The sequence below is a fragment of the Dorea sp. BIOML-A1 genome (assembly GCF_009875615.1).
In the GTDB taxonomy this organism is placed as follows: domain Bacteria; phylum Bacillota; class Clostridia; order Lachnospirales; family Lachnospiraceae; genus Dorea_A; species Dorea_A amylophila.
The window spans coordinates 55,420-80,978 of the sequence record NZ_WWSA01000004.1 but is presented as its reverse complement, the minus strand read 5'-3'; the positions used below and the strand labels follow the sequence as shown (position 1 = coordinate 80,978).

The 25,559-nt window shown below is 43.8% G+C and carries 22 protein-coding genes; all 22 read right to left on the bottom strand.

Annotated features, from left to right (window positions below):
* Positions 1-30: 30 nt before the first annotated feature.
* The 22 genes from GT508_RS02545 to GT508_RS02440 all read right to left on the bottom strand — a co-directional run bounded on the left by GT508_RS02545 (position 31) and on the right by GT508_RS02440 (position 25,485).
* The gene (locus GT508_RS02545) at positions 31-1,251 is read right to left on the bottom strand and encodes an aspartate aminotransferase family protein (RefSeq protein ID WP_118224092.1); all 1,221 of its coding nucleotides are present in this window, start codon (positions 1,249-1,251) and stop codon (positions 31-33) included.
* Between the two features lie 276 nt (positions 1,252-1,527).
* On the bottom strand, positions 1,528-1,704 hold the full coding sequence (gene rpsU / locus GT508_RS02540; RefSeq protein WP_005603101.1) for a 30S ribosomal protein S21: 177 nt from the start codon (positions 1,702-1,704) through the stop codon (positions 1,528-1,530).
* A 163-nt stretch (positions 1,705-1,867) separates the two neighbouring features.
* Positions 1,868-4,507, bottom strand: coding sequence for an alanine--tRNA ligase (gene alaS, locus GT508_RS02535; RefSeq protein ID WP_161143508.1), 2,640 nt, complete (start codon positions 4,505-4,507; stop codon positions 1,868-1,870).
* 131 nt (positions 4,508-4,638) lie between these two features.
* Positions 4,639-6,150, bottom strand: a complete 1,512-nt coding sequence (locus GT508_RS02530; protein ID WP_055283478.1) for a 4Fe-4S dicluster domain-containing protein — start codon at positions 6,148-6,150, stop codon at positions 4,639-4,641.
* Positions 6,151-6,251: 101 nt separating this feature from the next.
* Positions 6,252-7,259: an aspartate--ammonia ligase gene (gene asnA, locus GT508_RS02525; protein ID WP_055283476.1), complete on the bottom strand. Its 1,008-nt coding sequence runs from the start codon at positions 7,257-7,259 to the stop codon at positions 6,252-6,254.
* Positions 7,260-7,315: 56 nt separating this feature from the next.
* Entirely contained in the window at positions 7,316-9,706 is a 2,391-nt protein-coding gene (locus tag GT508_RS02520) for a homocysteine S-methyltransferase family protein (protein WP_161143507.1), read from the bottom strand.
* 28 nt (positions 9,707-9,734) lie between these two features.
* Positions 9,735-10,379: a vitamin B12 dependent-methionine synthase activation domain-containing protein gene (locus tag GT508_RS02515; RefSeq protein WP_055214113.1), complete on the bottom strand. Its 645-nt coding sequence runs from the start codon at positions 10,377-10,379 to the stop codon at positions 9,735-9,737.
* Positions 10,380-10,389: 10 nt separating this feature from the next.
* Positions 10,390-11,259 carry a methylenetetrahydrofolate reductase [NAD(P)H] gene (gene metF / locus GT508_RS02510; protein WP_055283472.1) on the bottom strand — a complete coding sequence of 290 codons (870 nt, stop codon included), beginning with the start codon at positions 11,257-11,259 and terminating at the stop codon, positions 10,390-10,392.
* Between the two features lie 31 nt (positions 11,260-11,290).
* Complete coding sequence (gene glgA / locus GT508_RS02505) at positions 11,291-12,727, bottom strand: glycogen synthase GlgA (protein WP_055283470.1); 1,437 nt, start codon at positions 12,725-12,727, stop codon at positions 11,291-11,293.
* Between the two features lie 69 nt (positions 12,728-12,796).
* Entirely contained in the window at positions 12,797-13,585 is a 789-nt protein-coding gene (gene spo0A / locus GT508_RS02500; RefSeq protein WP_117597426.1) for a sporulation transcription factor Spo0A, read from the bottom strand.
* A 118-nt stretch (positions 13,586-13,703) separates the two neighbouring features.
* Complete coding sequence (spoIVB, locus tag GT508_RS02495; protein WP_161143506.1) at positions 13,704-14,768, bottom strand: SpoIVB peptidase; 1,065 nt, start codon at positions 14,766-14,768, stop codon at positions 13,704-13,706.
* Between the two features lie 117 nt (positions 14,769-14,885).
* Entirely contained in the window at positions 14,886-16,559 is a 1,674-nt protein-coding gene (recN, locus tag GT508_RS02490; RefSeq protein WP_161143505.1) for a DNA repair protein RecN, read from the bottom strand.
* 8 nt (positions 16,560-16,567) lie between these two features.
* Positions 16,568-17,017: an arginine repressor gene (gene argR, locus GT508_RS02485; RefSeq protein WP_028085765.1), complete on the bottom strand. Its 450-nt coding sequence runs from the start codon at positions 17,015-17,017 to the stop codon at positions 16,568-16,570.
* Between the two features lie 4 nt (positions 17,018-17,021).
* Positions 17,022-17,861, bottom strand: coding sequence for an NAD(+)/NADH kinase (locus GT508_RS02480; RefSeq protein ID WP_117597424.1), 840 nt, complete (start codon positions 17,859-17,861; stop codon positions 17,022-17,024).
* A gap of 6 nt (positions 17,862-17,867) precedes the next feature.
* Positions 17,868-18,677 (bottom strand): TlyA family RNA methyltransferase, encoded by an 810-nt coding sequence (locus tag GT508_RS02475; protein ID WP_055283458.1) that lies wholly within the window; start codon positions 18,675-18,677, stop codon positions 17,868-17,870.
* Positions 18,678-18,708: 31 nt separating this feature from the next.
* The gene (dxs, locus tag GT508_RS02470) at positions 18,709-20,571 is read right to left on the bottom strand and encodes a 1-deoxy-D-xylulose-5-phosphate synthase (protein ID WP_161143504.1); all 1,863 of its coding nucleotides are present in this window, start codon (positions 20,569-20,571) and stop codon (positions 18,709-18,711) included.
* Positions 20,572-20,586: 15 nt separating this feature from the next.
* Complete coding sequence (locus tag GT508_RS02465) at positions 20,587-21,489, bottom strand: polyprenyl synthetase family protein (protein ID WP_055283453.1); 903 nt, start codon at positions 21,487-21,489, stop codon at positions 20,587-20,589.
* Positions 21,479-21,706, bottom strand: a complete 228-nt coding sequence (gene xseB / locus GT508_RS02460) for an exodeoxyribonuclease VII small subunit (RefSeq protein ID WP_161143503.1) — start codon at positions 21,704-21,706, stop codon at positions 21,479-21,481. The genes GT508_RS02465 and xseB overlap by 11 nt, the downstream gene beginning before the upstream one ends.
* 56 nt (positions 21,707-21,762) lie before the next feature.
* Positions 21,763-22,977, bottom strand: coding sequence for an exodeoxyribonuclease VII large subunit (gene xseA / locus GT508_RS02455; protein WP_161143502.1), 1,215 nt, complete (start codon positions 22,975-22,977; stop codon positions 21,763-21,765).
* A 13-nt stretch (positions 22,978-22,990) separates the two neighbouring features.
* Entirely contained in the window at positions 22,991-23,389 is a 399-nt protein-coding gene (gene nusB / locus GT508_RS02450; RefSeq protein WP_028085772.1) for a transcription antitermination factor NusB, read from the bottom strand.
* A complete protein-coding gene (locus tag GT508_RS02445) occupies positions 23,390-23,773 on the bottom strand; it encodes an Asp23/Gls24 family envelope stress response protein (RefSeq protein WP_055283448.1) in 384 nt (127 codons plus the stop codon).
* A 107-nt stretch (positions 23,774-23,880) separates the two neighbouring features.
* Positions 23,881-25,485: a peptide chain release factor 3 gene (locus tag GT508_RS02440; RefSeq protein ID WP_028085774.1), complete on the bottom strand. Its 1,605-nt coding sequence runs from the start codon at positions 25,483-25,485 to the stop codon at positions 23,881-23,883.
* Positions 25,486-25,559 lie beyond the last annotated feature (74 nt).

The following is a 25,559-nucleotide window of genomic DNA, read 5'->3' as shown; positions in this document are numbered from 1 at the left end:
TTATGAATCAAAATTGTGGTATTGTCTGAATTAGTATTTTGCAGCTGCATCTTCGATAGACGCTCTCATGATCAACATCAACTCATCAATCTGTTTCTTTGTTACGATAAGTGGCGGGATCATACGGTTTACACTGTCTCCGATTGCTGTGATCAGTGCCATTCTGTCAAGGCATCCGTGTTTTACCTCTACAGCGATCGGAATATCATATTCACATCCGACCAGCAGTCCACGTCCTCTTGCTTCTTTCACATGCGGGAGTTTTGCAAGTTCCTGTTTCATGTATTCTCCCATTTCTTTTGCATTTTCACTTAAGTTATTATCAAGAATTTCTGTTACAGATGCAAGACCTGCTGCACATGTTACACAGTGTCCGCCATATGTAGAACCATGTGTTCCTGCCGTAAATTCTTTTGCTACTTTCTCTGTTGCACAGCATGCTGCTAATGGCATTCCGCCTCCGACTGCTTTTGCCATGGACACTGCATCTGGTTTCACGCCATATCCCATGTATGCCATCGGTGCTCCGGTACGTCCCCATCCTGTCTGAACCTCATCAAACAGGAGTAACATATCTTTTTCATCACATAATTTACGAAGTCCTTCAATGAATTCCTGTGTTGCAGGATGCACACCACCTTCACCCTGTACAGGCTCAATCATGATTGCGATCGTATTCTCTGTTACCTTAGATTTGAAATCTTCAAGGTTATTATATTCTGCATAATCGAATCCCGGAAGCATTGGTTTGAATCCCATCTGGATGGCATTGTCCGGCTGTCCTGTTGCAGACATTGCTCCGTATGTTCTTCCATGGAAACCATGTTTTGCTGTAATGATGTGATATCTTTCCGGTCCAAAGTTATCCACACCGTATTTTCTTGCCATCTTGATCATGCACTCATTGGCTTCTGTTCCGGAGTTCTGATAAAAGATCTTATCCATTCCAATCGTATCACAGATTTTCTTAGCCAGTAATGCCTGTGGAATTGTGTATGGGTAGTTAAATGTATGCATGATATCATCTAACTGATCCTTGATTGCTGCAATGACTTTTGGATTTCTGTTACCACAGCTGTTAACGGCAACTCCACCGTAGAAATCAAGATATGCATTTCCCTCTTCATCATACAGATACATGCCCTCTGCTCTCTCTGCAATGAAATCATATCTTTCATAAGTCTCCACCATATACTTATTGACCATGTCCTTCAACTCTTGTGCTGTAAGTCCCGTATCCTTTAATCTCATAATAAAACTCCTCACTTTCATTCATTTTCGAATTTGTTGAATTATGATCTCGTTCGTTTTCCTATCCTTTTATCACTCTGTCATTAGAACGAAAAAAGGCACCACACCCAAACGGGTATGGCGCCTTTGCCTTTCAACGATTCACAGTATATACCTGTGTTTTTGAAACGTCAATATGTTTTTTGAAAATTTTTTTAAATATTTTTATCATGAACTTTTCCGACATACACAGGTATAAAAAATAGAGTGTCATACGACACTCTATTTCTGCACATATTAGTTATACTTACGTTTTCTAGCAGCTTCAGATTTCTTTTTGCGTCTTACGCTTGGTTTTTCGTAATGTTCTCTTTTACGAATTTCCTGCTGAATACCAGCCTTTGCACAGTTTCTTTTGAATCTGCGTAAAGCGCTATCTAACGATTCGTTTTCTTTAACGATTACATTTGACATAGTCTCACACCTAACCTCCCCTCCAGTCCTATATTGTGCATCATACGACTGTTCGGGTATTTTTATTGCACTACATATGATTATAACATATTTTTTTCTCACGTCAACAACTTTCTTCCACTTTGGAAAAAATTGCAAAATTTCGCGAATTGACAGTAAAATTTTATGCAAGCTGTCCTTCTAATGCTTCTTTTGCAGCCTTCAGAGCATCCTCTACACCTGCCGGATTCTTACCGCCGGCCTGCGCCATATTCGGACGTCCGCCGCCACCACCGCCAACTAATTTGGCAACTGCTTTGATCAGGTTACCTGCATGAGCTCCCTGTTTCATAGCTCCGTCTGTAGCGGTAGCCATCAGGCTTACTTTACCATCATTAACAGAAGCAAGCAGGATCACACCTTCGCCCAGCTTCTCTTTTAACTGGTCTCCAAGATCACGAAGGCCGTTCATATCTACACCTTCCAGGCTTGTAGCAAGGAATTTCACACCTTTTACTTCTTCTACCTGGTTCATTACATCACCCATGGCATCTTTTGCAAGTTTGCTCTTCAGGCTCTCTACTTCGCCCTTTAATACCTTATTTTCATTCATCAGATGAGAAACCTTCTCTTCGATGTTTTCCGGTGTTGTTTTCAGTAATTTTGCAGTCTCATGAAGCTTCTTCTCCTGAGCGCTATAGTAATCCAGAAGTCCTTTGGATGTCAGGGCTTCAATACGGCGTACTCCGGCAGCCACACCTGTCTCGGACAGGATCTTAAATGCCATGATGTTTCCTGTATTCTTTACATGTGTACCACCACAGAATTCGATAGAGAAATCACCCATACTTACAACACGTACAATGTCTCCGTATTTTTCTCCGAACAGAGCTGCAGCTCCCGTCTTCTTAGCCTCTTCGATCGGCATATTTTTAATTACAACCGGAAGATTCTCACGGATCTTCTCATTTACGATATCTTCAACCTTCTGCAGTTCTTCTGCTGTCATGGCAGAGAAGTGTGTAAAGTCGAAACGCAGTCTCTGTGCATTGTTCAGAGACCCTGCCTGTTCTACATGATTTCCGAGTACCATGCGAAGAGCTTTCTGAAGCAGATGCGTTGCACTGTGATTGTTCTCAGCAAGTGCACGATTCTCTTTGTCAACTTTCAGCATTACCTTGTCACCGACTTTGACCATACCTTTTGTAACCTGTCCGATATGGCCGAATTTATCACCTGCAAGCTTCACAACATCTTCCACTACAAATTCGCCGTCTTCTGTACAGATCACGCCTTTATCAGCTTCCTGTCCACCCATCGTCGCATAGAACGGAGTCTTAGCAGTAATGATCGTTCCTTTATCTCCGTCTGTCAGTGCATCTACCACTTCTGTCTCACTTGTCATAGCTGTTACTTCAGATTCCACTTCCAGCTGGTCATATCCAACAAATTCAGAAGATAATTCTGCCTCCAGTTGGTCGTATACACTTGCATCTTTACCACTGTAGTTGTGTGTACCGAATGTTCCTTCGGATTTTGCACGTTGTTCTTTCTGTGCTTCTTCAAATCCTTTCTCATCATAAGTCAGACCCTTCTCTTCCAGGATCTCACTTGTCAGGTCGATTGGAAATCCATAAGTATCATACAGCTTAAATGCATTCTTTCCGGAAAGAACCGTCTCTCCGTTCTTCTTCATCTCTTCTTCCATGTCTGCAAGAATAGAAAGTCCCTGGTCGATCGTCTTATTAAACTGTGCTTCTTCTTTTGCGATTACATTAAAGATAAAGTCTTTCTTTTCTTCCAGTTCCGGATATCCGTCTTTCGATCCGTCAATGACAGTCTGTGCCAGTTCTACAAGGAATGCTCCCTTGATTCCAAGAAGTCTTCCGTGACGACATGCGCGGCGGAGAAGACGTCTCAATACATATCCACGTCCGCTGTTTGATGGAAGGATACCATCAGAGATCATAAATGTTACTGAACGGATGTGGTCTGTCAGTACTCGGATTGAAGTATCTGTGTTATCATCTTTCTGATATTCTACTCCTGCCATGTTACATACATGGTCTCTTAAAGCCTTTAATGTATCGATATCGAACATGGAATCAACATCCTGCACGATACATGCCAGACGTTCCAGTCCCATACCTGTATCGATGTTCTTCTGCTCTAATTCTGTATAGTTATTATGTCCGTCGTTGTCAAACTGTGTAAATACGTTGTTCCAGATCTCCATGTAACGGTCACATTCACATCCGACTGTACATCCTGGCTCTCCGCATCCATATTTTTCTCCACGGTCATAATATACTTCTGAACACGGTCCGCAAGGTCCTGCTCCATGCTCCCAGAAGTTATCTTCCTTTCCGAAACGGAAGATTCTCTCCTCCGGAATTCCAATCTCTTTATTCCAGATCTCGAAGGCCTCATCGTCATCCTGGTAAATGGATGGATATAATCTATCTGGATCCAGTCCCACTACTTCTGTAAGGAACTCCCATGTCCAGTGAATTGCTTCGTTTTTAAAATAGTCTCCAAATGAGAAGTTACCAAGCATTTCGAAAAATGTACCATGTCTGGCTGTCTTTCCTACGTTCTCGATATCTCCTGTACGGATACATTTCTGACAGGTGGTAACTCGTCTTCTCGGTGGTATCTCCTGTCCTGTAAAATATGGTTTCAATGGTGCCATACCAGAGTTGATCAGTAACAGACTCTTATCGTTATGAGGCACTAACGAGAAACTCTTCATTGCCAGATGTCCCTTACTTTCAAAAAACTCAAGAAACATTCTTCTTAATTCGTTTACGCCATACTTCTGCATAATTTCCTCCTGCTCTACATTCATGTATCTAATCAGTATAAATATTTTTATCAATACTAACTTTTAATTATAAAGAGAGACAGGCGTTTTGTCAATCTTTACGCCTGTCTCTTTTTTGGTCTCTTTTTTACTTATTTCAGCTCGATTTCACCGAGTTCTTTTGGCGGAAGCTGCTTGCTGGATGCTTTTACAAATTCTTTCACTTTCTTCTGTGCTTTTGGCACCGGGATGTTCGTTCCCGCACCGGCTACACATCCGCCCGGACAGCCCATTCCTTCGATCAGACATCCGTTCATTCTTCCGATCTTCGCCATAGAAAGAATCTTCTTACAATCCGCAAGACCTTCTGCATGCTCAATCTTTACTTCCACACCCGGATAGTACTCATTTACACATTTTTCAATTGCAGATGCCACGCCGCCTGCAACCGCATAGCCGCGTCCCGCACCTGTTGCATTGTGGAAGGAAGACTCTGCCTCATATTCGGAAAGGTCGATTCCTTTCGCATCAAACATTCCCTGCAGTTCTTCAAATGTCACTACAAAATCAACATCACTTCTTACGGTTCTGCGCATCGCTTCCAGTTTCTTGGCCGCACATGGTCCGATGAATACTACTTTAGCATTCGGATGTTCTTTCTTGATCGTACGTGCAGTAGCGACCATAGGAGTCAGTTCCTGAGACACTTCATCGATCATATCCGGAAAATATTTCTTTGCCAGCATTGCCCATGACGGACAGCAGGATGTCAAAAGGAACGGTAATTCTCCTGTCGCAACCTTCTCTACATAATGATGTGCCTCCGCAACAGCTCCGATATCTGCACCAAGCGCCACTTCATACACCTGTGAAAATCCAATTTCTTCCAGTGCTGCTTTTAAGTTTCTCGCATTGATATTATCTCCGAACTGTCCGGTAAATGCCGGTGCGATCTCAGCAATAATCTGCTCGCCTTCCGACAATGCTCTTGCAAGCTGGAAGATCTGGGATTTGTCTGAAATTGCTCCAAACGGACAGCTTACCATACACATACCACAGGATACGCATTTGTCCGGATTGACATAGGCGCGTCCCATTTTATCCGATTCAATTGCATTTACACCGCATGCTTTTGCACACGGACGCTCTTTTTTGGAAATTGCATCATATGGGCAGACACTCTTGCACTTTCCACATTTGATACATTTTTCCTGATCAATATGGGATTTGCCGTTTACCATGGAAATCGCACCCTTCGGACAGACTTCCATACAAGGATGTGCCAGACATCCTTTGCACATGTTGCTGACCTCATATCCTTTCGCTTCGCATCTCATGCATGCGGATGGAATCACCTGCATAAGCGGCGGTTCATAATACTTATCTGATATGTTACTTGCTTCCACCCCCGCTGTCAGATGTACCGGTTTGTCTTCCGGCCGGAGTGAAAGTCCCATTGCAAGTCTTACCTGTTCTCGTACAACTGCTCTTGCGCGGTAAACACTGTCACGGTACTGCTCTGTCTCATCATTCACCAGTGCATATGGGATTGCTTCCATATCATCGCACAGAGTATCTGCATCTGCTTTGAAGCCAAGTGCTGCAACTTCTTCAAAAACTTTTCTTCTCAACCGTCTTACGGTTGTGTTAATGCCTCTCATCATAGTTGGAGTTCCTCCTGTTTTTCCTTTGTCATTTTTATAACAGTCTATAGTTCTATTATAGACACTTGAGAAAATGTTATCAACTAATTTTGAAAATCAATTTAAAGCAGAATCATATTGTGTTCTTTGCAGGTTTTCCGCATCTGCTCCGGCCACAAACTTGCCTGTACTTCACCGACATGTGCGCGGTCGAGAAGCAGCATGCACAGTCTGGACTGTCCGATACCACCTCCGATGGTGTACGGAAGTTCGCCGTTTAACAGCATTTTGTGATATGGAAGATTCTTTCTCTCTTCGCAGCCGGCTTTTACAAGCTGCTCTTCCAGCGCTTTTTCATCTACACGGATACCCATGCTGGAGATCTCAAGTGCACAGTTCAGTGTCTCGAACCAGAACAGGATATCTCCGTTTAACTGCCAGTCATCGTAGTCCGGTGCACGTCCGTCGTGCGGTTCGCCGCTTGCGAGTTTGTCACCGATCTTCATCAGGAATACACAGCCGTGTTCTTTTGTGATCAGGTTTTCTCTTTCCTTCGGAGTCTTATCCGGATACATATCTTCCAGTTCCTGGGAAGTGATGAAATAGATGTCCTCCGGAAGTTTCTTTACTGCCTGTGGATATTTGTACCATACTTCATGTTCCATATGTTTGATGATCTTGAAGATATTGCGTACGGTAGCTTCCAGTGTCTCAACGGTACGTTCTTCTTTTTTGATCACTTTTTCCCAGTCCCACTGATCCACGTAGCAGGAATGTAAGTTGTCAAGTTCTTCATCTCTGCGGATCGCATTCATATTTGTATAAAGTCCCTCACCCGGCTGGAATCCATATTTGTATAATGCCATACGTTTCCATTTTGCAAGGGAATGTACAACTTCTATTGTCTCTCCCGGAACGCCTGCGATATCAAACTGTACCGGTCTTTCCACACCGTTCAGGTCATCGTTCAGACCACTGCTTTTTTCTACGAATAACGGTGCAGAGATTCTCTCCAGATTCATCTCTTTTCCGAATTCCTTCTGGAACGTGTCACGAATGTACTTGATTGCTTCCTGTGTCTCTCTTACGCTTAAGCGAGGGTCATAATGTTCTGGTAATATTAATCCCATTTTTTCTGTCTCCTTTTTGTCTGCTGTATATTTTTATGAAATTCTTTGCTCACTGATTACTCTTCTTCAAATACTCTCTGTGCATAATATACGGACTGCATTGCATCTTTGCCGTAAAAATCTGCCCCGATCATATCTGCATAATCCTGATTCAGCACAGCTCCCCCTACCATGACTTTACATTCAGGTTTACGTTCTCTCAATAACTTGATGGTCTCTTCCATGCTTACAACCGTTGTCGTCATAAGCGCGCTTAGACCTACCAGCCGGATATCCTGCTCCACTGCAGTATCTACGATCACCTCCGGTGGTACATCTTTCCCCAGATCGATCACATCAAAACTGTAATTCTCCAGAAGGACTTTTACAATGTTCTTACCAATATCGTGAATATCTCCTTTTACCGTTGCGAGAATGACCTTATTCTTCGCCTGGACTTCCCCGCCTTCCTGTGCGAGTACATCCTTGATCACTGCAAATGCGATCTTTGCCGCATCGGCACTCATCAGAAGCTGCGGCAGGAAGACAGTTCCCTTTTCAAATCCTTTTCCTACCGTATCCAGTGCTGGGATCAGATGTTCATTGATGATCTCCAGCGGTGCCTGTTTCTTTAACAGTTCTCCTGTTGCATGATGTGCTTCTTCTTTCAGACCTTTTTCGATGGCCTCTTTTAAAGTCAGTTCTGCCTTGGCTGCCGGTGCAGGTGTTCCTGCTTTCTGACTGCCATATACACGGATATACTCCTCGCAGTTCTTATCGTAATTCATCAGCGCACAGAATGAATAATACGAGCGCATCATATCCTCAGAAGAAGGATTAATGATCCCCGCACTTAATCCATTCTGCATGGCCATCGTATAGAAATTTGAATTAACTGCCGGACGGTACGGAAGACCGAACGAAATGTTCGATACACCAAGAACCGTACAGACACCATAAATCTCCCTGACTTTTTTGAGTGCTTCCAGCGTGACCTTCGCACCTTCCGGTTCAGAACTGATCGTCATTGCCAGCACATCGATCACGATGTCTTTTTTGTCAATGCCGTATTTCTTCGCTTCTTCGATGATTTTTCCTGCCACACGGACTCTTCCGTCTGCGGTTGCCGGGATTCCGTCCTCATCGATCGTAAGACCGATCACAACACCTCCGTAACGCTTAATAAGCGGGAAGACAGCATCCATATTTTCCTGTTTTCCATTTACAGAGTTCACCATCGGCTTTCCATTATAGATACGCATAGCCGTTTCCATTGCTGTAATATCAACTGTATCAATCTGAAGCGGCAGGCTGGATACGCTTTGCAGCTCCATGATAACTTCTTTCATCATCGCCGGCTCGTCAATATCCGGAAGTCCTACGTTGACATCCAGAATATGTGCTCCCTTATCCTGCTGCGTAATACCCTCTTTCAGGATATAATCCATGTCATGGTCTTTTAATGCCTGTTTAAATTTCTTCTTACCGGTCGGGTTGATTCTCTCTCCGATGATCATCGGCTTGCCGCCAAGGATAACCGCATGTCCATAAGAAGATACCATTGTGATATCTTTCTTTGTTACCGGCTTCACACTCATTTCTCTGGTCGTCTCAACCATCTTCTGGATATGTGCAGGTGTTGTTCCACAACATCCGCCGATCACGTGCGCTCCCATCTCTACGATTTTTGCCATATATCCGGCAAACTGTTCCGGTTCTACATCATAATAGACTTCCCCGTCACGCTGCTTCGGAAGTCCTGCATTCGGTTTTACGATGATCGGAACCGATGCGTATTTCAGAATATCCTCCAGGATCGGAAGCATCTGTTCCGGTCCCATACCACAGTTGATTCCAAGTGCATCCACGCGGAGTCCCTCCAGCATGGCAATCACTGCCGGGACATCTCCACCTGTCAGAAGTTTTCCCTTTTCATCAAAGATCATGGTTGCAAATACCGGAAGTGACGTATTCTCTTTTGCTGCAAGTACTGCTGCTTTCACTTCGTAACTGTCACTCATGGTCTCGATATGGATCAGATCTGCTCCTGCTTCTTCTCCATAGATCATGGTCTCTTTAAATGCCTCATATGCATCTTCAAAAGAAAGATCACCCATTGGTTTTAATAATTTACCCGTCGGGCCCACATCTAACGCTACATAAGTCGTTCTTCCATCATGCACGCCGAGCTCTGCGGCCTTTTTCGCATTTTGGATCCCGGCCGTCACGATTTCTTTCAGTCCATACTTGGAATCATGAAATTTGATCGCATTGGCACCAAATGTATTGCTAAGCACGATATCACTGCCGGCTTCGAAATATGACTTATGAATATCAACGATCTCTTCTGCATGCTCCAGATTCCAGACTTCCGGAAGTTCTCCTGGCTGCAATCCTTTTGACTGCAGAAGCGTTCCCATGCCGCCATCAAAGTATAATAATTCTTTTCCCAGTCGTTCTAATAACATCTGTCTGCTCCTATCCTTTTCCTGTATCTTATGACCTGCGATATGCGCAGTCCTTCTTCTGACACACTTCACAACCTTTGATATGGCAGGAAGTCTCTGTTTCACTGAGACCGATCACTGCCGTCACCGATTTTGACGGTGTCAGCATATTGCCGCCGGTAAGTGTCAGCCCGATCTTCTTTGCCGTATCCAGCATACGGAGGATCATATCCTGATGTGCAATATCAAAGTCTCCATATCCAGGACTGAATCTCGGTCTGATATAATAACCCTCTTTCTTCATATCTGCTTCCAGAGCAGTCTGCCATTCATCCAAATATTCTTCCAGCATAGCAGCCGCACACGCCTGAAGTGTTACCACTCTTGCCATATCTCCGATGGAATATTTCCGCAATAGCAGATCAACTTTCGGTCCAAGCGTTGCACCCAGCAGCACTGCTTTTTTACATCCCGTCAGATTTTTATAAAGATTTTTACTGTGGATATCCAGATTTCCCAGAAGGATTCTTCCACTCTCCGGGAATTCTAATTCAAAAATGCGGTAGACGATCCTGCCGCACGCCGCCTGGGAAAGTTCTTCAAAACAGCTTTCCACAAGCTTCAGCGTATGATCATCTACCGCATGTCTGCCATATCCCAAGTAACGAATTGCTTCTTTCGTTCTTGCGTCCATTTTGCTTCCTCTATTTATTCAGAATCTCTGAAAGATTTGCCTGGATTGCCGCAGCAACCTCCGGTTTATTCATAGAATATACGTGAACATGGTTAATGCCATTTGCGAACAGATCGATGATCTGGTCTGTCGCATACGCAATACCTGCCTGCTGCATTGCTTTCGGATTATCTCCAAAGCGATCTACGATTGCTTTGAATCTCTCCGGAAGGTTGGTTCCGGACATAGACAGGATTCTCTTTACCTGATTTGCATTTGTTACCGGCATGATTCCCGGAATAACCGGAACGGTAACACCCTTTTCTCTCGCTCTATAGAGGAAATTATAAAGAATATTGTTATCAAAAAACATCTGTGTAGTCAGGAAATCTACACCACAGTCTACTTTCTGTTTCAGATGTGCAATATCATCCTTCTTATGTTCGGACTCTACATGTCCTTCCGGATAACATGCAGCCCCGATGCAGAAATCTCCCTGACTCTTGATATCCTCGATCAGCTCATATGCATACTGATAATGATTCGGAAGTGGGAATTCACTCTCTTGTGGAATATCTCCTCTGAGAGCAAGGATATTCTCTATTCCTGATGCCTTTAACTGATCGATTACCTGATGCACTTCTTCTTTTGTTGATGATACACAAGTAAGATGTGCAAGGCTTGGTACATTATATTTATCTTTGATATGTGATGCAATCTTTACAGTATTCTTACTGGTACCGCCGCCTGCACCATATGTAACACTCATATATGACGGTTTCAATTCTGCAATTGCTTCTGTCGCCTTTAATACTCCTTCATATGCTGCATCTGTCTTCGGAGGAAATACCTCAAAAGAAAGATGCGGTGTCTTTTCTACTAATATATCACTGATTTTCATATTTTTTCTGTCGTTCTCCTTTAGTCTGTTTTTACATTCCTTCGTATAATTCTTCGTACTGTTTTGCAGAATTCTTCCATGAGAAGTCTTTATTCATGGCACGTTCAACAATCTTGTTCCAGTCACGCTTCTTATCGTAATAGATCTGTTCTGCATAACGTACAGTTGCCAGCATCTCATGTGCATTGTAGTTCATGAAGCTGAATCCTGTACCGGTCTTTTCATACTCATTGTATGGCTCTACCGTATCTTTTAATCCACCTGTCTCGCGTACAATCGGGACTGTTCCGTAACGCAGACTCATCAACTGGCTGAGTCCGCATGGTTCAAACAGGGATGGCATAAGAAATGCATCACAGGAGGCATAGATCTTATGGGACATTGCTTCTGAATAATAAATGTTTGCAGATACTTTTCCCGGATATTTCCAGGCAAAATGACGGAACATATTCTCATACTGCTCTTCCCCTGTACCAAGAACTACGATCTGTACTGCATCCTGACACAGTTCATCCATTACATAGGCAACAAGATCAAAGCCTTTCTGGTCTGTCAGTCTGGAAACCACACCGATCATCATGGTCTTCTGGTTTTCCTCCAGACCAAGTTCTTTCTGAAGTGCGATCTTATTCTTGATTTTTTCTTTACGGAAATTGCTGACATCATAATTTCTCTCAATCTTATTATCTGTCAGCGGATTATAATCTTCGTAGTCAATTCCATTTACAATTCCTGACAGACAATTTGCCCTTGCATTCATAAGACCATCCAGCTTTTCACCATAGAATGGTGTCTTGATCTCTTCTGCATAGGAATTACTTACCGTCGTCACTCTGTCTGCATATACAATTCCACCCTTCAGGTAGTTTGCATCCTTATATGCCTCCAGTTTATCCGGTGCGAAATAATACTGAGGTAATCCGGTAATATCTCTGACACGCTTCGGATCCCATGTTCCCTGGAATTTCAGATTATGTATGGTCATGACCGTCTTGATTCCACGGTAAAATTCATTGCCATATCTGAAATTATCCAGATAGATTGGAACCAGCCCTGTCTGCCAGTCGTGACAGTGAATGATATCTGGTCTGAAATCAATCAATGGAAGTGCGCTTAATACAGCTTTTGAGAAGAATGCAAATTTTTCAATATCCGCATATATATCACCGTACGGTGCATATCCGTTAAAGTAATACTCGTTATCTATAAAATAAAACCTGATTCCGTCGTATTCCATTTCGAGAACACCTACATACTGCTTTCTCCAGTTCAGATCCATATAAAAATGTGTGTGATACTGAAGTTTTTCTTTCCATTCATCTTTCATGCACATATACTTCGGAAGCATTACACGCACATCGAATTTTTCTTTATCAAAATATTTTGGTAATGAGCCGACAACATCAGCAAGTCCTCCTGTCTTGATAAATGGGACTGACTCAGATGCCGCAAATAATATTTTCTTCATTGCATTTTCCTCCCAACCTTAGAATACTTTATCATTATAACGTATTTTTATTCAGAATAAAAGGGTTGTTTACCGGTTTTTATTTTCCAGACGGATCGTATCTGCGATCAGTGCAATAAATTCCGAGTTTGTCGGCTTACCTTTTCCGTTGCTTACTGTATATCCAAAGAGTTCATCCAGTGTATCCAGTTTTCCTCTGCTCCATGCAACTTCGATTGCATGGCGGATTGCTCTTTCTACTCTGCTTGCCGTCGTCTGGTGCATCTTAGCGATCGTCGGATACAGAACTTTTGTGATTGCATTTAATACATCCATATCATCCACTGCCATGATGATCGCATCTCTCAGGTAATGATATCCTTTGATGTGTGCCGGTATTCCGATCTCATGGATCATATCTGTCACCCTCGTCTCCAGATTATACTCCGGCTTCTTCTGCACTGTGCTTCCGGGTATTGCTTCAGAACTATTCCGCCTCTCTCCTTTTCCTGCATCTTTGATCCGGCTTAAGATCATATCATTGTGAAATGGTTTCATCACATAATAACTTGCTCCTTTTCGGAAAGCATCTTCTGTGATCCGTTCCTGTCCAACAGCCGTTACTATGATAAATTCCGGACGCTTGGTGATCTGGTCATCTGCATTTATTTTTTCCATCACACTTAAACCATCGAGCTTAGGCATGATCAGATCCAGTAGTACTACATCTGGTTCTTTTTCTTTGATCAGACGATACATATCTTCTCCATTATTGGCTTTGCCTATCAGATTCAGATCATGATCCTGCTCTATGATTTCCCCCAGCATATCCAAAATTCTCTCATTGTCGTCAGCGATTGCTACATTAACTTCTCTCATTTTACGTTATGCCTCCTTGTCCCTTAATAATCATGTCGAGTTTTATTATATAATTCCTGTAATTTTCGAACAAGAAAATGCTGTCGTAAAAACCTGACCTGCATCGACAATATTCTAATTATTCTACATGTTTCAGCATATTTTCGATAAAAATCCCATATCCCCTTGCAGGATCATTGACGAATACATGGGTGACTGCACCAGCGATTTTCCCGTTCTGAAGGATTGGTGCCCCGGACATTCCCTGTATGATTCCGCCTGTAATCTCAAGAAGTTCCGGATCTGTCACCTTGATCTCCAGACCTTTATTTTCTTCTTTTGTATGTTTGTCGGTTTTTGTTATACGAATTTTGTATTCTTTTACTTTTCCTTCTACACAGCATCGTATAACCGCATCCCCTTTTTTGATCTCATCCGTTGCCATAATGCCGACCGGCTCTGTATTCCGGAACAGGTTGTCTGTACGTTCAAGGGTTCCGAATATCCCACAATCTGTATTTTTATCAATAGTTCCCAGAACATTATACCGGTTATAAACGATGATTCCTTCTATCCCGCCCGGTTCCCCTCCTGCTCCTTTCTGGATATTGCGAATGCTGGTCTCGTAGACCCTTCCGTCTTTAATCTCCATCAGAGTGTTCGTATCTGTGTCATGGATTCCATGCCCCAATGCTCCAAAACGACTGTCCGTGTTCAGAAATGTCACAGTTCCAAGCCCCTGTGCATTGTCCCTTACCCATATTCCCAGCATGTACTGATTCTTTTTATTCCGCACCGGTTTTATCTTCACATCCAGATATCCGGAATCTCTCCTGAGCTTTAGGACCACTTCTTCCGCATCCAGCTTTTTTAATGTGTCCTGCAGCCTCTTTTTATCGGCAATCTTCTTTCCGTTACATTCCACTATATAATCCCCGGCTTTCACAAGATGCCTGGCCGGTTCTGTCATTTTTCCATCCGCTCCGGTAATCTTCTCTGTACCTAAGACCATGACACCTTCCGTCTCCAGATAGATCCCAACCGGCATTCCTCCCGGGATCACAGTGTCCGAAGAAACCGTATCTGCACTTACTTCTTTTTTTCTCCCCTGTTCCTGCCGCTTTGTAATCTCATATCCTGCATAACCAAGGATAGATAACACAAGCAGCACAAGCAGGAATCTACGATACCAGTATTTTCTCATATCCCACACTCCATCCTGTCTTTTGTCTGCACAGCAATAAAAAAACAGACACTCTGTTACAAATGTCTGTCTTAGTATATGGTATTTCAGAAAAAATACTCTGGATCTTTACATTTTTTATTTCATCTGTGATGCCAGATTTTTCATCTCTCTGGCACTTTGCATCACCGTATCTGTGATCCTGGCTCCGCCAAGGATCCTTGCAAGTTCTTCCACGGAATTTTCTTCATTCAATGGATAGATCTGCGTTCGTGTCACGGCATCTTCTGTCTTTTTTTCAATCAAAAAATGCCGGTCTGCCATAGCTGCGATCTGCGCCAGATGCGTAATACAGATCACCTGGTGTTCTTTTCCGATCAGTGCCATTTTTTCCGAAACCTTCTGAGCAGTACGTCCACTGATCCCGACATCGATCTCATCAAAGATCAACGTCTCAATCTCATCTTTGTCTGCCATTACCGCTTTGATCGCCAGCATAATTCTGGAAAGTTCCCCGCCGGATGCCACTTCTGTCAGCGGCTTCACCGGCTGTCCCTGATTAAGCGAGATCCTGAATTCCACATCATCGATGCCATCTTTGGCATATTCTTTCTTTTCCGCAAAATGTATCTCAAACTGTACCTGTTCAAAATTCAGATCTTCAAGACCTTTCTGAATCTTTTTTTCAAGCATTTTAGCCTTCTTCTGCCGCAGTGCCGAAAGCTTTCCTGCCAGTTCCAGATACTTCTGCGACAACTGCTCACAGGATTTCTCCAGTTCCTGCATATAAGTATCATAATTTTCCAGAATCCCGATTCGTTCTTCCTGCTTCTTACAGTATGCCATGATCTCTTCATAAGAATTCCCATACTTTGTCTTCAGATGATTGATCTCGTTCAGCCGCTTTTCTGTCTCATAGAATTCTTCATCCGAGAATTCACAGTTTTTCTGATATTCTGCCAGTTCATGATTAAAATCATTCAGCAGATTGTCTACATCCGCCAGCTGGGTATATAACTGTGACAGCTGCTCATCGGCATCCACAGCTTCCGACAGTGTTCGGAGTGCCCTTCCAAGCTTTTCGCTCGCACTTTCCCCATCTTCGCCCGTATACTGGTAGCATTCTGCAACACTTTGGGCAATCTTCTTTCCGTTACACATGCGCCGGTAACATGATTCCAGTTCTTCATCTTCGTGCTCTTTTAATTCTGCCCGGACGATCTCATCCACTTCAAACTTAAGAAAAGCCAGTTCCTTTGCCCGCTCAGATCCATTTGTTCCTGCTTCCGACAGTTCTCTTATTTTTTCTTTATACTGCTGCCATGTTTCCGCCACTTTTTCTTTCTGCTTTTTCGTTTCTTCTCCGGCAAATGCATCCACTATTGCCAGATGATTCTTTTTATAAAGCAATGACTGATGTTCGTGCTGTCCGTGAATATCGATCAGGATGGCGGATACTGCTTTAAGCGTCGCCATCTGCACCGTCTCTCCATTGATCTTGCTGACACTTCTTCCTTCCATCAGCCTTCTCTGAAGCGTAACAAACCCGTCCTCCGGGTAAACATCCAGTTCTTTTAATCTGCGGATCTGTCGTTCACTTTCTACCGAAAATGTCAGTTCTACCAGTCCGTATCTCGTTCCCTGTCGGAGGATATCTTTCGTGTATCTCCCGCCAAGAGCAAGATTGACCGAGCCAAGAATGATCGACTTCCCGGCACCGGTCTCTCCAGTTAATATGTTCAGTCCTCTGCCGAACTCTACTTCGATCTCATCGATCAAAGCCAGGTTTTTCACATGTAAATACTGTAACATGCATCCTCCTATAAGATAATCTTGCTGATCTTGTCCATTACTTTTACCGTGTCATCCACACTTCGGATCGCACACATGATCGTATCATCCCCTGCAATACTTCCGACAATCTCATTCCATTTCATTGCATCCAGTGCCGCACATACCGCACTTGCCATTCCCGCTACTGTCTTGATCACCAGGATATTCTGCGCCATATCCATGGACAGATATCCTTCTCTTAAGACACGGATATATTTTTCACTCATTGCACTCTCATGATGCTGATGCAGTGCATATCTCTGCTTGCCGTTCTCAGACGGTATCTTTGTAAGCTTCAGGTCCCGGATATCTCTGGATACCGTTGCCTGTGTTACTTTAAACCCTTCCCGGTTCAGATATTCTGCCAGTTCTTCCTGCGTTTCAATATGATATTTGTTGATCAGTTCTATGATCTTCGCATGTCTGTTTACTTTCATCTCATCAATTTCCCTTCATCTTTCTCCGTAATATTTCCAAAAAACTGATTTTATTGATCTTCATTATCTTTGTCGTCTTTTCCGCCTTACAGATTGTCAGCTTATCCCCGGTCTGGATCGGCACACTGGTCGCACCGTCAAATGTGACCAGTACTTTTTCGATATTTCCTCTTCGTCCTTCCCCGATCTCAATTACGATCTCATCGTCTGAAGACAGAACAATACTTCTTGTATTCAATGCATGAGAGCAGATTGGTGTGATCACGGTAAGTGACGCTGTCGGTTCCACGATTGGACCTCCAGCCGACAGATTGTATGCCGTAGATCCGGTCGGTGTGGATATGATAATTCCATCCGCTTCGTAAGAATTCAAAAGTTCCCCGTTTACAAACAATTTGAAATAAATAATGCGCAGGTCATCGCCCCTTCGCGACACAACAATATCATTTAGCGCGACATCCTTTTTCCCATCCTGAAATGTTCCTTCTAACATCATGCGTTCTTCATACAGATAATCACCCTGCAGCATCTGCGTGATATCTTCTTCCAGATTATTCACTTCTACTTCTGTAAGATACCCAAGCGTTCCCATATTGATACCCAAAATTGGAACATCTCTTTTCCAAAGTGTTCTTGCCACTTCAATCAGACTTCCGTCACCGCCGATCACGATCGCACAGTCTATCATGTCCGGAATCCGTTCCCTGATAATATTCTTTTCTGCATCCTTTTCACACAATGCACAGTTTCTTCCTGCTATCTCCAGCAATTCTTTTACTTTTCCTGTCACCGCATGATTCGTATCTTTCCCGTCATTGGTAACGATCCAAAACTTTTTTAACATCTGCCTCTAACCTTTCGCAAGTGTAGCAAACGACAGATCTACCGTCTTTTCGACATCGATCTGCGGCGAGATTCTGTCAGTCGCTTCACATTTCTGTAAGTGGACCAGATATTCGATATTGCCTTCCGGTCCTTTGATCGGAGAAAATTCCAGATTCAGCACTTCAAATCCAATAGACATTGCATAATCGATCACTTTATGAATCACTTCTATATGTGTACTCTTCTCACGTACAACGCCTTTCTTTCCAACCTTTTCCCTGCCTGCTTCGAACTGCGGCTTGATCAATGCTACGATCTGTCCTTCATCCGTCAGATAATTACGGATAGGAAGCAGTACTTTCGTAAGTGAGATGAAGGATACGTCAATGGATGAAAACTGCACCGGTTCCCCTATATCTTCCGGTGTCACATAACGGATATTTGTCTTTTCCATACACACTACGCGTGGATCCTGTCTTAATTTCCAATCAAGCTGTCCGCGTCCCACATCAATCGCAAATACCTTTACTGCGCCATTCTGCAGCATGCAGTCTGTGAACCCACCCGTAGAAGAACCTACATCCGTACATACTTTTCCTTCTACGTTCACATCAAAGTTCTTAATTGCTTTTTCCAGTTTCAATCCTCCGCGGCTGACATACGGAAGCGTATGTCCGCGTACTTCGATCATAGCTTCTTCCGGAAAAGTAGTCCCGGCCTTGTCTTCTTTTTGCCCATCTACATATACGATTCCGGACATAATGATGGCTTTTGCCTTTTCTCTGGAAGCTGCCAGATTTCTCTTTACCAGTAATACGTCTAATCGTTCTTTCATAATCTCTCCTGTTATCTATCGTGTCACATATCTATAATGTCTCATATAACTTACGGATCTTCGCTGTCATGGTCTCTACATCCAGACCAGTCTCTTTGCGCAGAACCTCCACATTGCCATGCTCTATATATTCATCCGGAAGTGCCAGGATCTGCACTCTCGCATCCGAACCCGTCCTCATCAGATACTCTGTTACATGTTCACCGAATCCGCCGGATCTTACATTTTCTTCGATCGTAACGATCAGCTTGTGCTGCTCTGTCAGGTGATCCAGCATCTCTGTATCCAGTGGTTTTACAAATCTTGCATTGATCAGCGAGCAGTGATATCCGGCTTCTTTTAACTGTTTTCTGACCTCCAGCGCCTCGCCAAACATATGTCCGACAAAGATCACTGCAATCTCCCGTTCTTCGTATAGCATTTCACTCTTTCCGTATACTACCGGACTTCTGAATTCCGGACAGGCATCGCATGCACTGCCTCTAGGATACCTGATAGCTACCGGACCATCATATGCGATACCGAATCTTATCATATCAGCCAGTTCCCATTTATGCTTCGGCGACAGTACAACCATATTAGGGATAGTGCTTAAGTAGGACAGATCAAAGATTCCCTGATGGGTTTCCCCGTCGTTTCCCACCAGCCCTGCACGGTCTACTGCGAACATTACCGGAAGATTCTGAAGTGCCACATCATGGATCATCTGGTCATATGCCCTCTGTAAAAATGACGAATACACGGCGAATACCGGCTTTATTCCACCCGCTGCGAGTCCCGCCGCAAATGTCACTGCATGTTCTTCTGCAATTCCCACATCAAAAAAGCGGTCCGGATATTTTTTCCGGAATCCTGCAAGTCCCGTGCCGTCTTCCATTGCTGCTGTGATCGCTGCCAGCTTATCATTTCTTGCCGCCTCATCACACATTACTTTACAAAAAACATCTGTATACGTATCTTTCTTTTTCGGGTTTTCCGGTTCTCCCGTCTCTACCCGGAACGGTCCGATTCCATGGAATTTTTCCGGCTTTTCTTCTGCCGGCCCGTATCCTTTTCCTTTTTTGGTAATTACATGAAGCAATACCGGTCCTTCAATCTTTCTTGCCTCTTTAAATGCACGTACCATCGTCGGGATATTATGCCCCTGGATCGGCCCTAGATAGGTGATTCCCATGTCTTCAAAGAACATCCCCGGAACGATCAGCTGTTTGAGACTGCTCTTGGTCTTGCGGATACGCTCGATCACAGGATCTCCCACGACCGGAACGTTATGCAGTACATTTGTTACACCTTTTTTCAGATCTGTATAGAAGTCCGCCGTACGCAGCTTTGCCAGATAATCCGACATTCCTCCAACGTTTTCCGAAATAGACATATGATTATCATTCAATACAATGATAAAATTCTTTTTAAGCGTGGATGCATTATTCAGTGCTTCATATGCCATCCCACCTGTCAGCGACCCATCTCCGATTACCGAGATCACACTGTAATCTTCCCTCTGCAGATCTCTTGCGCACACATACCCAAGCCCCGCCGAGATAGAAGTAGAGCTGTGTCCGGTGTCAAATGCATCGCATGCACTTTCTTTTCTCTTCGGGAATCCGCTCATCCCGCCATATTTTCTCAGATCATCAAATCCGTCTTTTCTTCCGGTCAGGATCTTATGTGTATAGGACTGATGTCCTACATCCCATATAATTTTATCCTTCGGCAGATCAAAGACCAGATGCATTGCCATTGTAAGTTCTACTACGCCGAGATTCGATGCCAGATGTCCTCCGGTTTTACTGATCTTCTCGACCAGGAACTTTCGGATCTCCTGTGCCAGTTCCGGAAGTTCTTCCGGCTTCAGATCTTTTATATCATTTGCTTTTTGAATTCTTTCTAACATAACAAGGTATCCCCTTTATCTGTCTCTGTGAATCAGCTGTATCAGTAACTGTTCCAGATACGCATTCTCCCCTGTAAACTGATGAAGCAGTGCAATTGCTTCATTCGATAATTCTTCCACTTTCTTCTGTGCCTGTTCAATTCCCAGAAGTGTTACATAAGTGGTCTTCTGATTCTTCTCATCACTGTGGATTGGCTTTCCAAGTACCTCTTCTGTACTCGTCACATCCAGAATGTCATCCTGGATCTGGAATGCAACACCTACATAATGTGCAATCTTTTCTACGCTCTGTATTTCTGCATCCGAAGCACCACCGAGGATTGCGCCGATCATCATTGCACATTCGATCAGAGCGCCCGTCTTCAGTTCATATATGGTATCCAGCACATCTTTTGAAACCGCATGTCCGGTCTCTTTTACATCGATCACCTGCCCGCCGATCATTCCATAGATACCTGCTTTTCTCCCAAGGACAGTAAGTGCACGCCCGATCTTAAGACTGTCTTCCGGAGACTGCTCAAATGCCCGGAATGCTGTCTCAAATGCGTAATTCAAAAGTGCATCTCCTGCCAGGATTCCCATATCTTCCCCGTATACAATGTGTGTCGTCTTTCTGCCTCTGCGGTACTCATCATTATCCATTGCCGGAAGATCATCATGCACCAGTGAATATGTATGGATCATCTCAAGTGCTGCCATAAAAGGCTTTAATGTCTCCGGTTCTTCTCCAAAAAGTCTGCAGGTCTCCTGCATCAGCATCGGCCGGAGTCTTTTCCCGCCTGCCATCAGACTGTACTCCATTGCCTCCATGATCACCTTCTGATATCCTTCTGCCTCCGGAAGATATCGTTTCAGGATTTCTTCGATCTCTGCCACTTTCGTTTTCATCTGTATTGTAAATTCTTCTTTAGAATTCATGTTCCTCACCCTCTTCATCTAATAACAGCATCTTCTTTTCTACTTTATCGATCTTGCTGTTACAGGCTTTCAGCATATCCATGCCCTGATGATACAGCTGAAAAGATTCCTCCAGTGAAATCTCTCCTTCTTCCATCTTTTTTATCGTCTGTTCCAGATCTGAGAATATCTCCTCAAGGCTCTGTTCTTCCAAAGATTGTCCTTTTTTTCCCGCCATTTGTTTCTCCTGGTATCTGTCTGTTCTATTTGTTCCGTGCTTTGCACCGGCATCATTTATATCTCATACGTCTTATTCTGCACAGCTTCTACGGATGTCTGAATCAGTCCGTCTGTCACATACACCGTCAGCTCATCACCTTTTTTTACTTGCCGGATACTCTTTATCACACTGCCATCCGCTTCTTCTACATAAGAAAATCCCTGATTCAGCTTCCGGATCGGAGACAATCCATTCATCTTCTCGATCTGGATCGCCAGACGGTATCTTGCTTCCTTCACACGGTCATTCATCATCTGACGGAGTTCATCTTCCAGCTCAGCCAGCCTCTGCTGCTGTTCCTGTAACTTATGACGCGGATGCAGATAAGAGAGTCTGGTCTCCATCTCTTTCAGCCGCAGCCGGTTCATACGGACGGCTCCTGCTACACTCCGATTCATGCGCAGACGGCATTCTGCCAAATAATTCTCCACCTGTCTGTAATCCCACACTGCAAGCTCCGCAGCCGCCGAAGGTGTCGGGGCACGTAAGTCTGCCACGTAATCTGCGATTGTCACGTCTGTCTCATGACCTACCGCCGATATCACCGGAACCGTACAGTCGAAGATTGCCCTTGCCACTTCTTCTTCATTGAAGGCCCACAGATCTTCGATCGAGCCGCCGCCTCTTCCAATGATGATCACATCTACTTCTTTCATCTCCAGCATACGGATTCCCCGCACAATGGACTCTTTGGCGCCTTCTCCCTGCACCTGAGCCGGATAAAGGATCAGCTGTACATACGGATTGCGTCTCGCAGATATATTCATGATATCCCGGACTGCAGCTCCCGTCGGCGCAGTCACGACACCGATCCGCTTTGCATATGCCGGAATCTGTTGCTTATATTCGGGTGCGAACATTCCCATCTCTTCGAGTTCCTGCTTCAGCATCTGGTACTTCTCATAAAGTGCTCCTTCTCCATCCAGCCGGATCTCATTCGCATAAAGCTGGTAAGCGCCGGTTCTTTCATAGACATTTACGGAACCAAGCACAATGATCTGCTGTCCTTCTCTCATATGAAAAGAGAGCCCGCCTCGCTGCCCCGCAAACATGACACAGGCAATCGTTCCGGACTCATCCTTTAATGAAAAATATATATGTCCCGATGTGTGATACTTACAGTTAGAAACTTCTCCCTTTACATAGATACGGTTCAGCATAAAGTCCTGGGTGAACATATTCTTGATATATGCATTCACCTGTTTTACTGTATATACATTTCGAGCCATTTCCTACCTCTGATTAATCTGCAAGCTTTGCCAGTACTCCATTTACAAATGATGCACCGTCTTCACTGCTGTATTTCTTCGCAAGATTGACAGCCTCGTTGATTGCAACACCTGTCGGGACATCCTCGTCCCACTTCATCTCATAAACCGCAAGTCTCAGGATTGTAAGATCTACCTTGTTCATACGTCCTGTCTTCCATCCGGTCGTATGCTCATTGATCATTGCATCGATTTCATCAATCTTCTCTACAACTTTCTGCGCTTTTTCACTGATATACTGCATATCTTTTTCTGTGGCCCCTTCGATCTGTTCAAAATACAGTTCTGCCTGTGTTCCCTGTTCTGCTTCTTCGTTAAAATCAGCACCAAATATCAACTTAAAGATATGTTCTCTCTGCTCTGTTCTCTTCACTTATGCTTCCTCCGGTATCTCGACTCCGGCAACGCGGATGTTCACATCTGCCACCTCAAGTCCTGTCATATTCTCAATTGCAGTTTTTACCTTTTCCTGCACTTTAGAAGTGATGTCTTTGATGCTGTAACCATAATTCAGGTTCAATGCCAGGGATACCGTTACGATCCCGTCCAGCACATCTACTTTTACACCTTTGGATAGAGACTTCATTCCAAGCTTGCTGATCAGTTCTCTTGTCGCATTTCCCGCCATAGAAGCAACACCTTCTACTTCCATTGCAGCAAGACCTGCGATGATCGCTACAACTTCATCTGCAATCTTGATCTCTCCAAGATTTTCATCTGTTTTTATTGTATACGTATTTTTTTCTTCTTTACTCATATTCTAAGCGACCTCCCGTCTGGTTTTTCACTGTCTTTTATTATAACAAACTTATATACATTTGAAAACCCCCAGTCATCCCGGGAGTTTTATTTCTGCTGATATTTTTATGATCTGCCGAACTCGGTCAGTTTCAGTCCTTCATTTCTGTCTACCGTCATACGGATGCTCCATTCATTGACAAATAACAGAAGCGGACGTCCCTTCAGATCTTTTACCTTTTTCATATCCGAAGTTCCGGTCAGTTTATCCAGATCAATTTCTTCATTTTCAATCCAGCGGATGTACTCATACGGCAGATTTTCCAGACGGATCTCCACGTTATATTCGTTCTCCAGACGATATTTTAACACATCAAACTGAAGCACTCCGACAACACCGACAATGATCTCTTCCATACCGGTATTGTATTCCTGGAATATCTGTATTGCACCTTCCTGAGCAATCTGGTTGATTCCCTTAATGAACTGCTTTCTCTTCATAGTATCAACCTGGCGCACACGTGCAAAATGCTCCGGCGCAAATGTCGGGATCCCTTCATATGTGAATTTATCCTGTGCGGTCGTCAGTGTATCTCCGATTGAAAAGATTCCCGGATCAAATACACCGATGATATCTCCGCCGTAAGCTTTACTGATCATCTTACGCTCGCTTGCCATCATCTGCTGCGGCTGGGAAAGACGTACTTTCTTTCCGCCCTGCATATGATATACATCCATACCGGCTTCGAATTCTCCGGAGCAGATACGCATAAATGCAATCCTGTCCCGGTGCGCTTTATTCATATTCGCCTGGATCTTAAATACAAATGCCGAGAAATCTCCTTCTTCCATCGGATCGATCGGACCTCTGTCAGATGTTCTCGGAAGCGGTGATGTCGTCATCTGAAGGAAATGCTGGAGGAATGTCTCCACTCCAAAGTTGGTAAGCGCGGATCCAAAGAAGACCGGTGAAAGTTCTCCCTTGCTTACCAGTTCCTGGTCGAATTCTGCTCCGGCACCATCCTGAAGTTCAATTTCTTCTTCCAGCTGCACTCTCTGATCATCTGTGATCAGCCACGAGATCTCCGGATCATTGATATCTACCTTCTTTACTTCTCCCTGCGTTGTTCCCTTTTTTGTATCCGAGAAGATTTCCACCTTTTTACTTGCTCTGTCATATACACCTCTGAACTCTTTACCTGAACCGATTGGCCAGTTGATCGGGCATGTTGCGATTCCAAGTTCATTTTCAATATCATCCAAAAGTTCAAATGTATCCATTGCTTCACGGTCCATCTTATTGATGAATGTAAAGATCGGGATATGGCGCATCGTACATACTTTAAACAGCTTTCTCGTCTGTGCCTCGACACCCTTGGATGCATCGATAACCATCACCGCAGAATCTGCTGCCATCAGGGTACGGTAAGTATCCTCCGAAAAGTCCTGATGTCCCGGTGTGTCCAGGATATTGATACAGTATCCGTCATAATTAAACTGCAATACGGAAGAAGTAACCGAGATACCTCTTTCTTTCTCAATCTCCATCCAGTCAGAAACCGCATGTTTTGCAGTTGCCTTTCCTTTTACGCTTCCCGCCTGATTGATGGCACCTCCGTAGAGAAGGAACTTCTCTGTCAGTGTCGTCTTACCTGCATCGGGATGTGAGATAATTGCAAATGTTCTTCTTTTCTTTATCTGATTCTTTACTTCATTCGTAATCTGTGACATATATTATACACTCCTAATTTATAGTATATCCGTTTATAGGCACTATTAATCAGTATAACATATGTCTTTAAAAT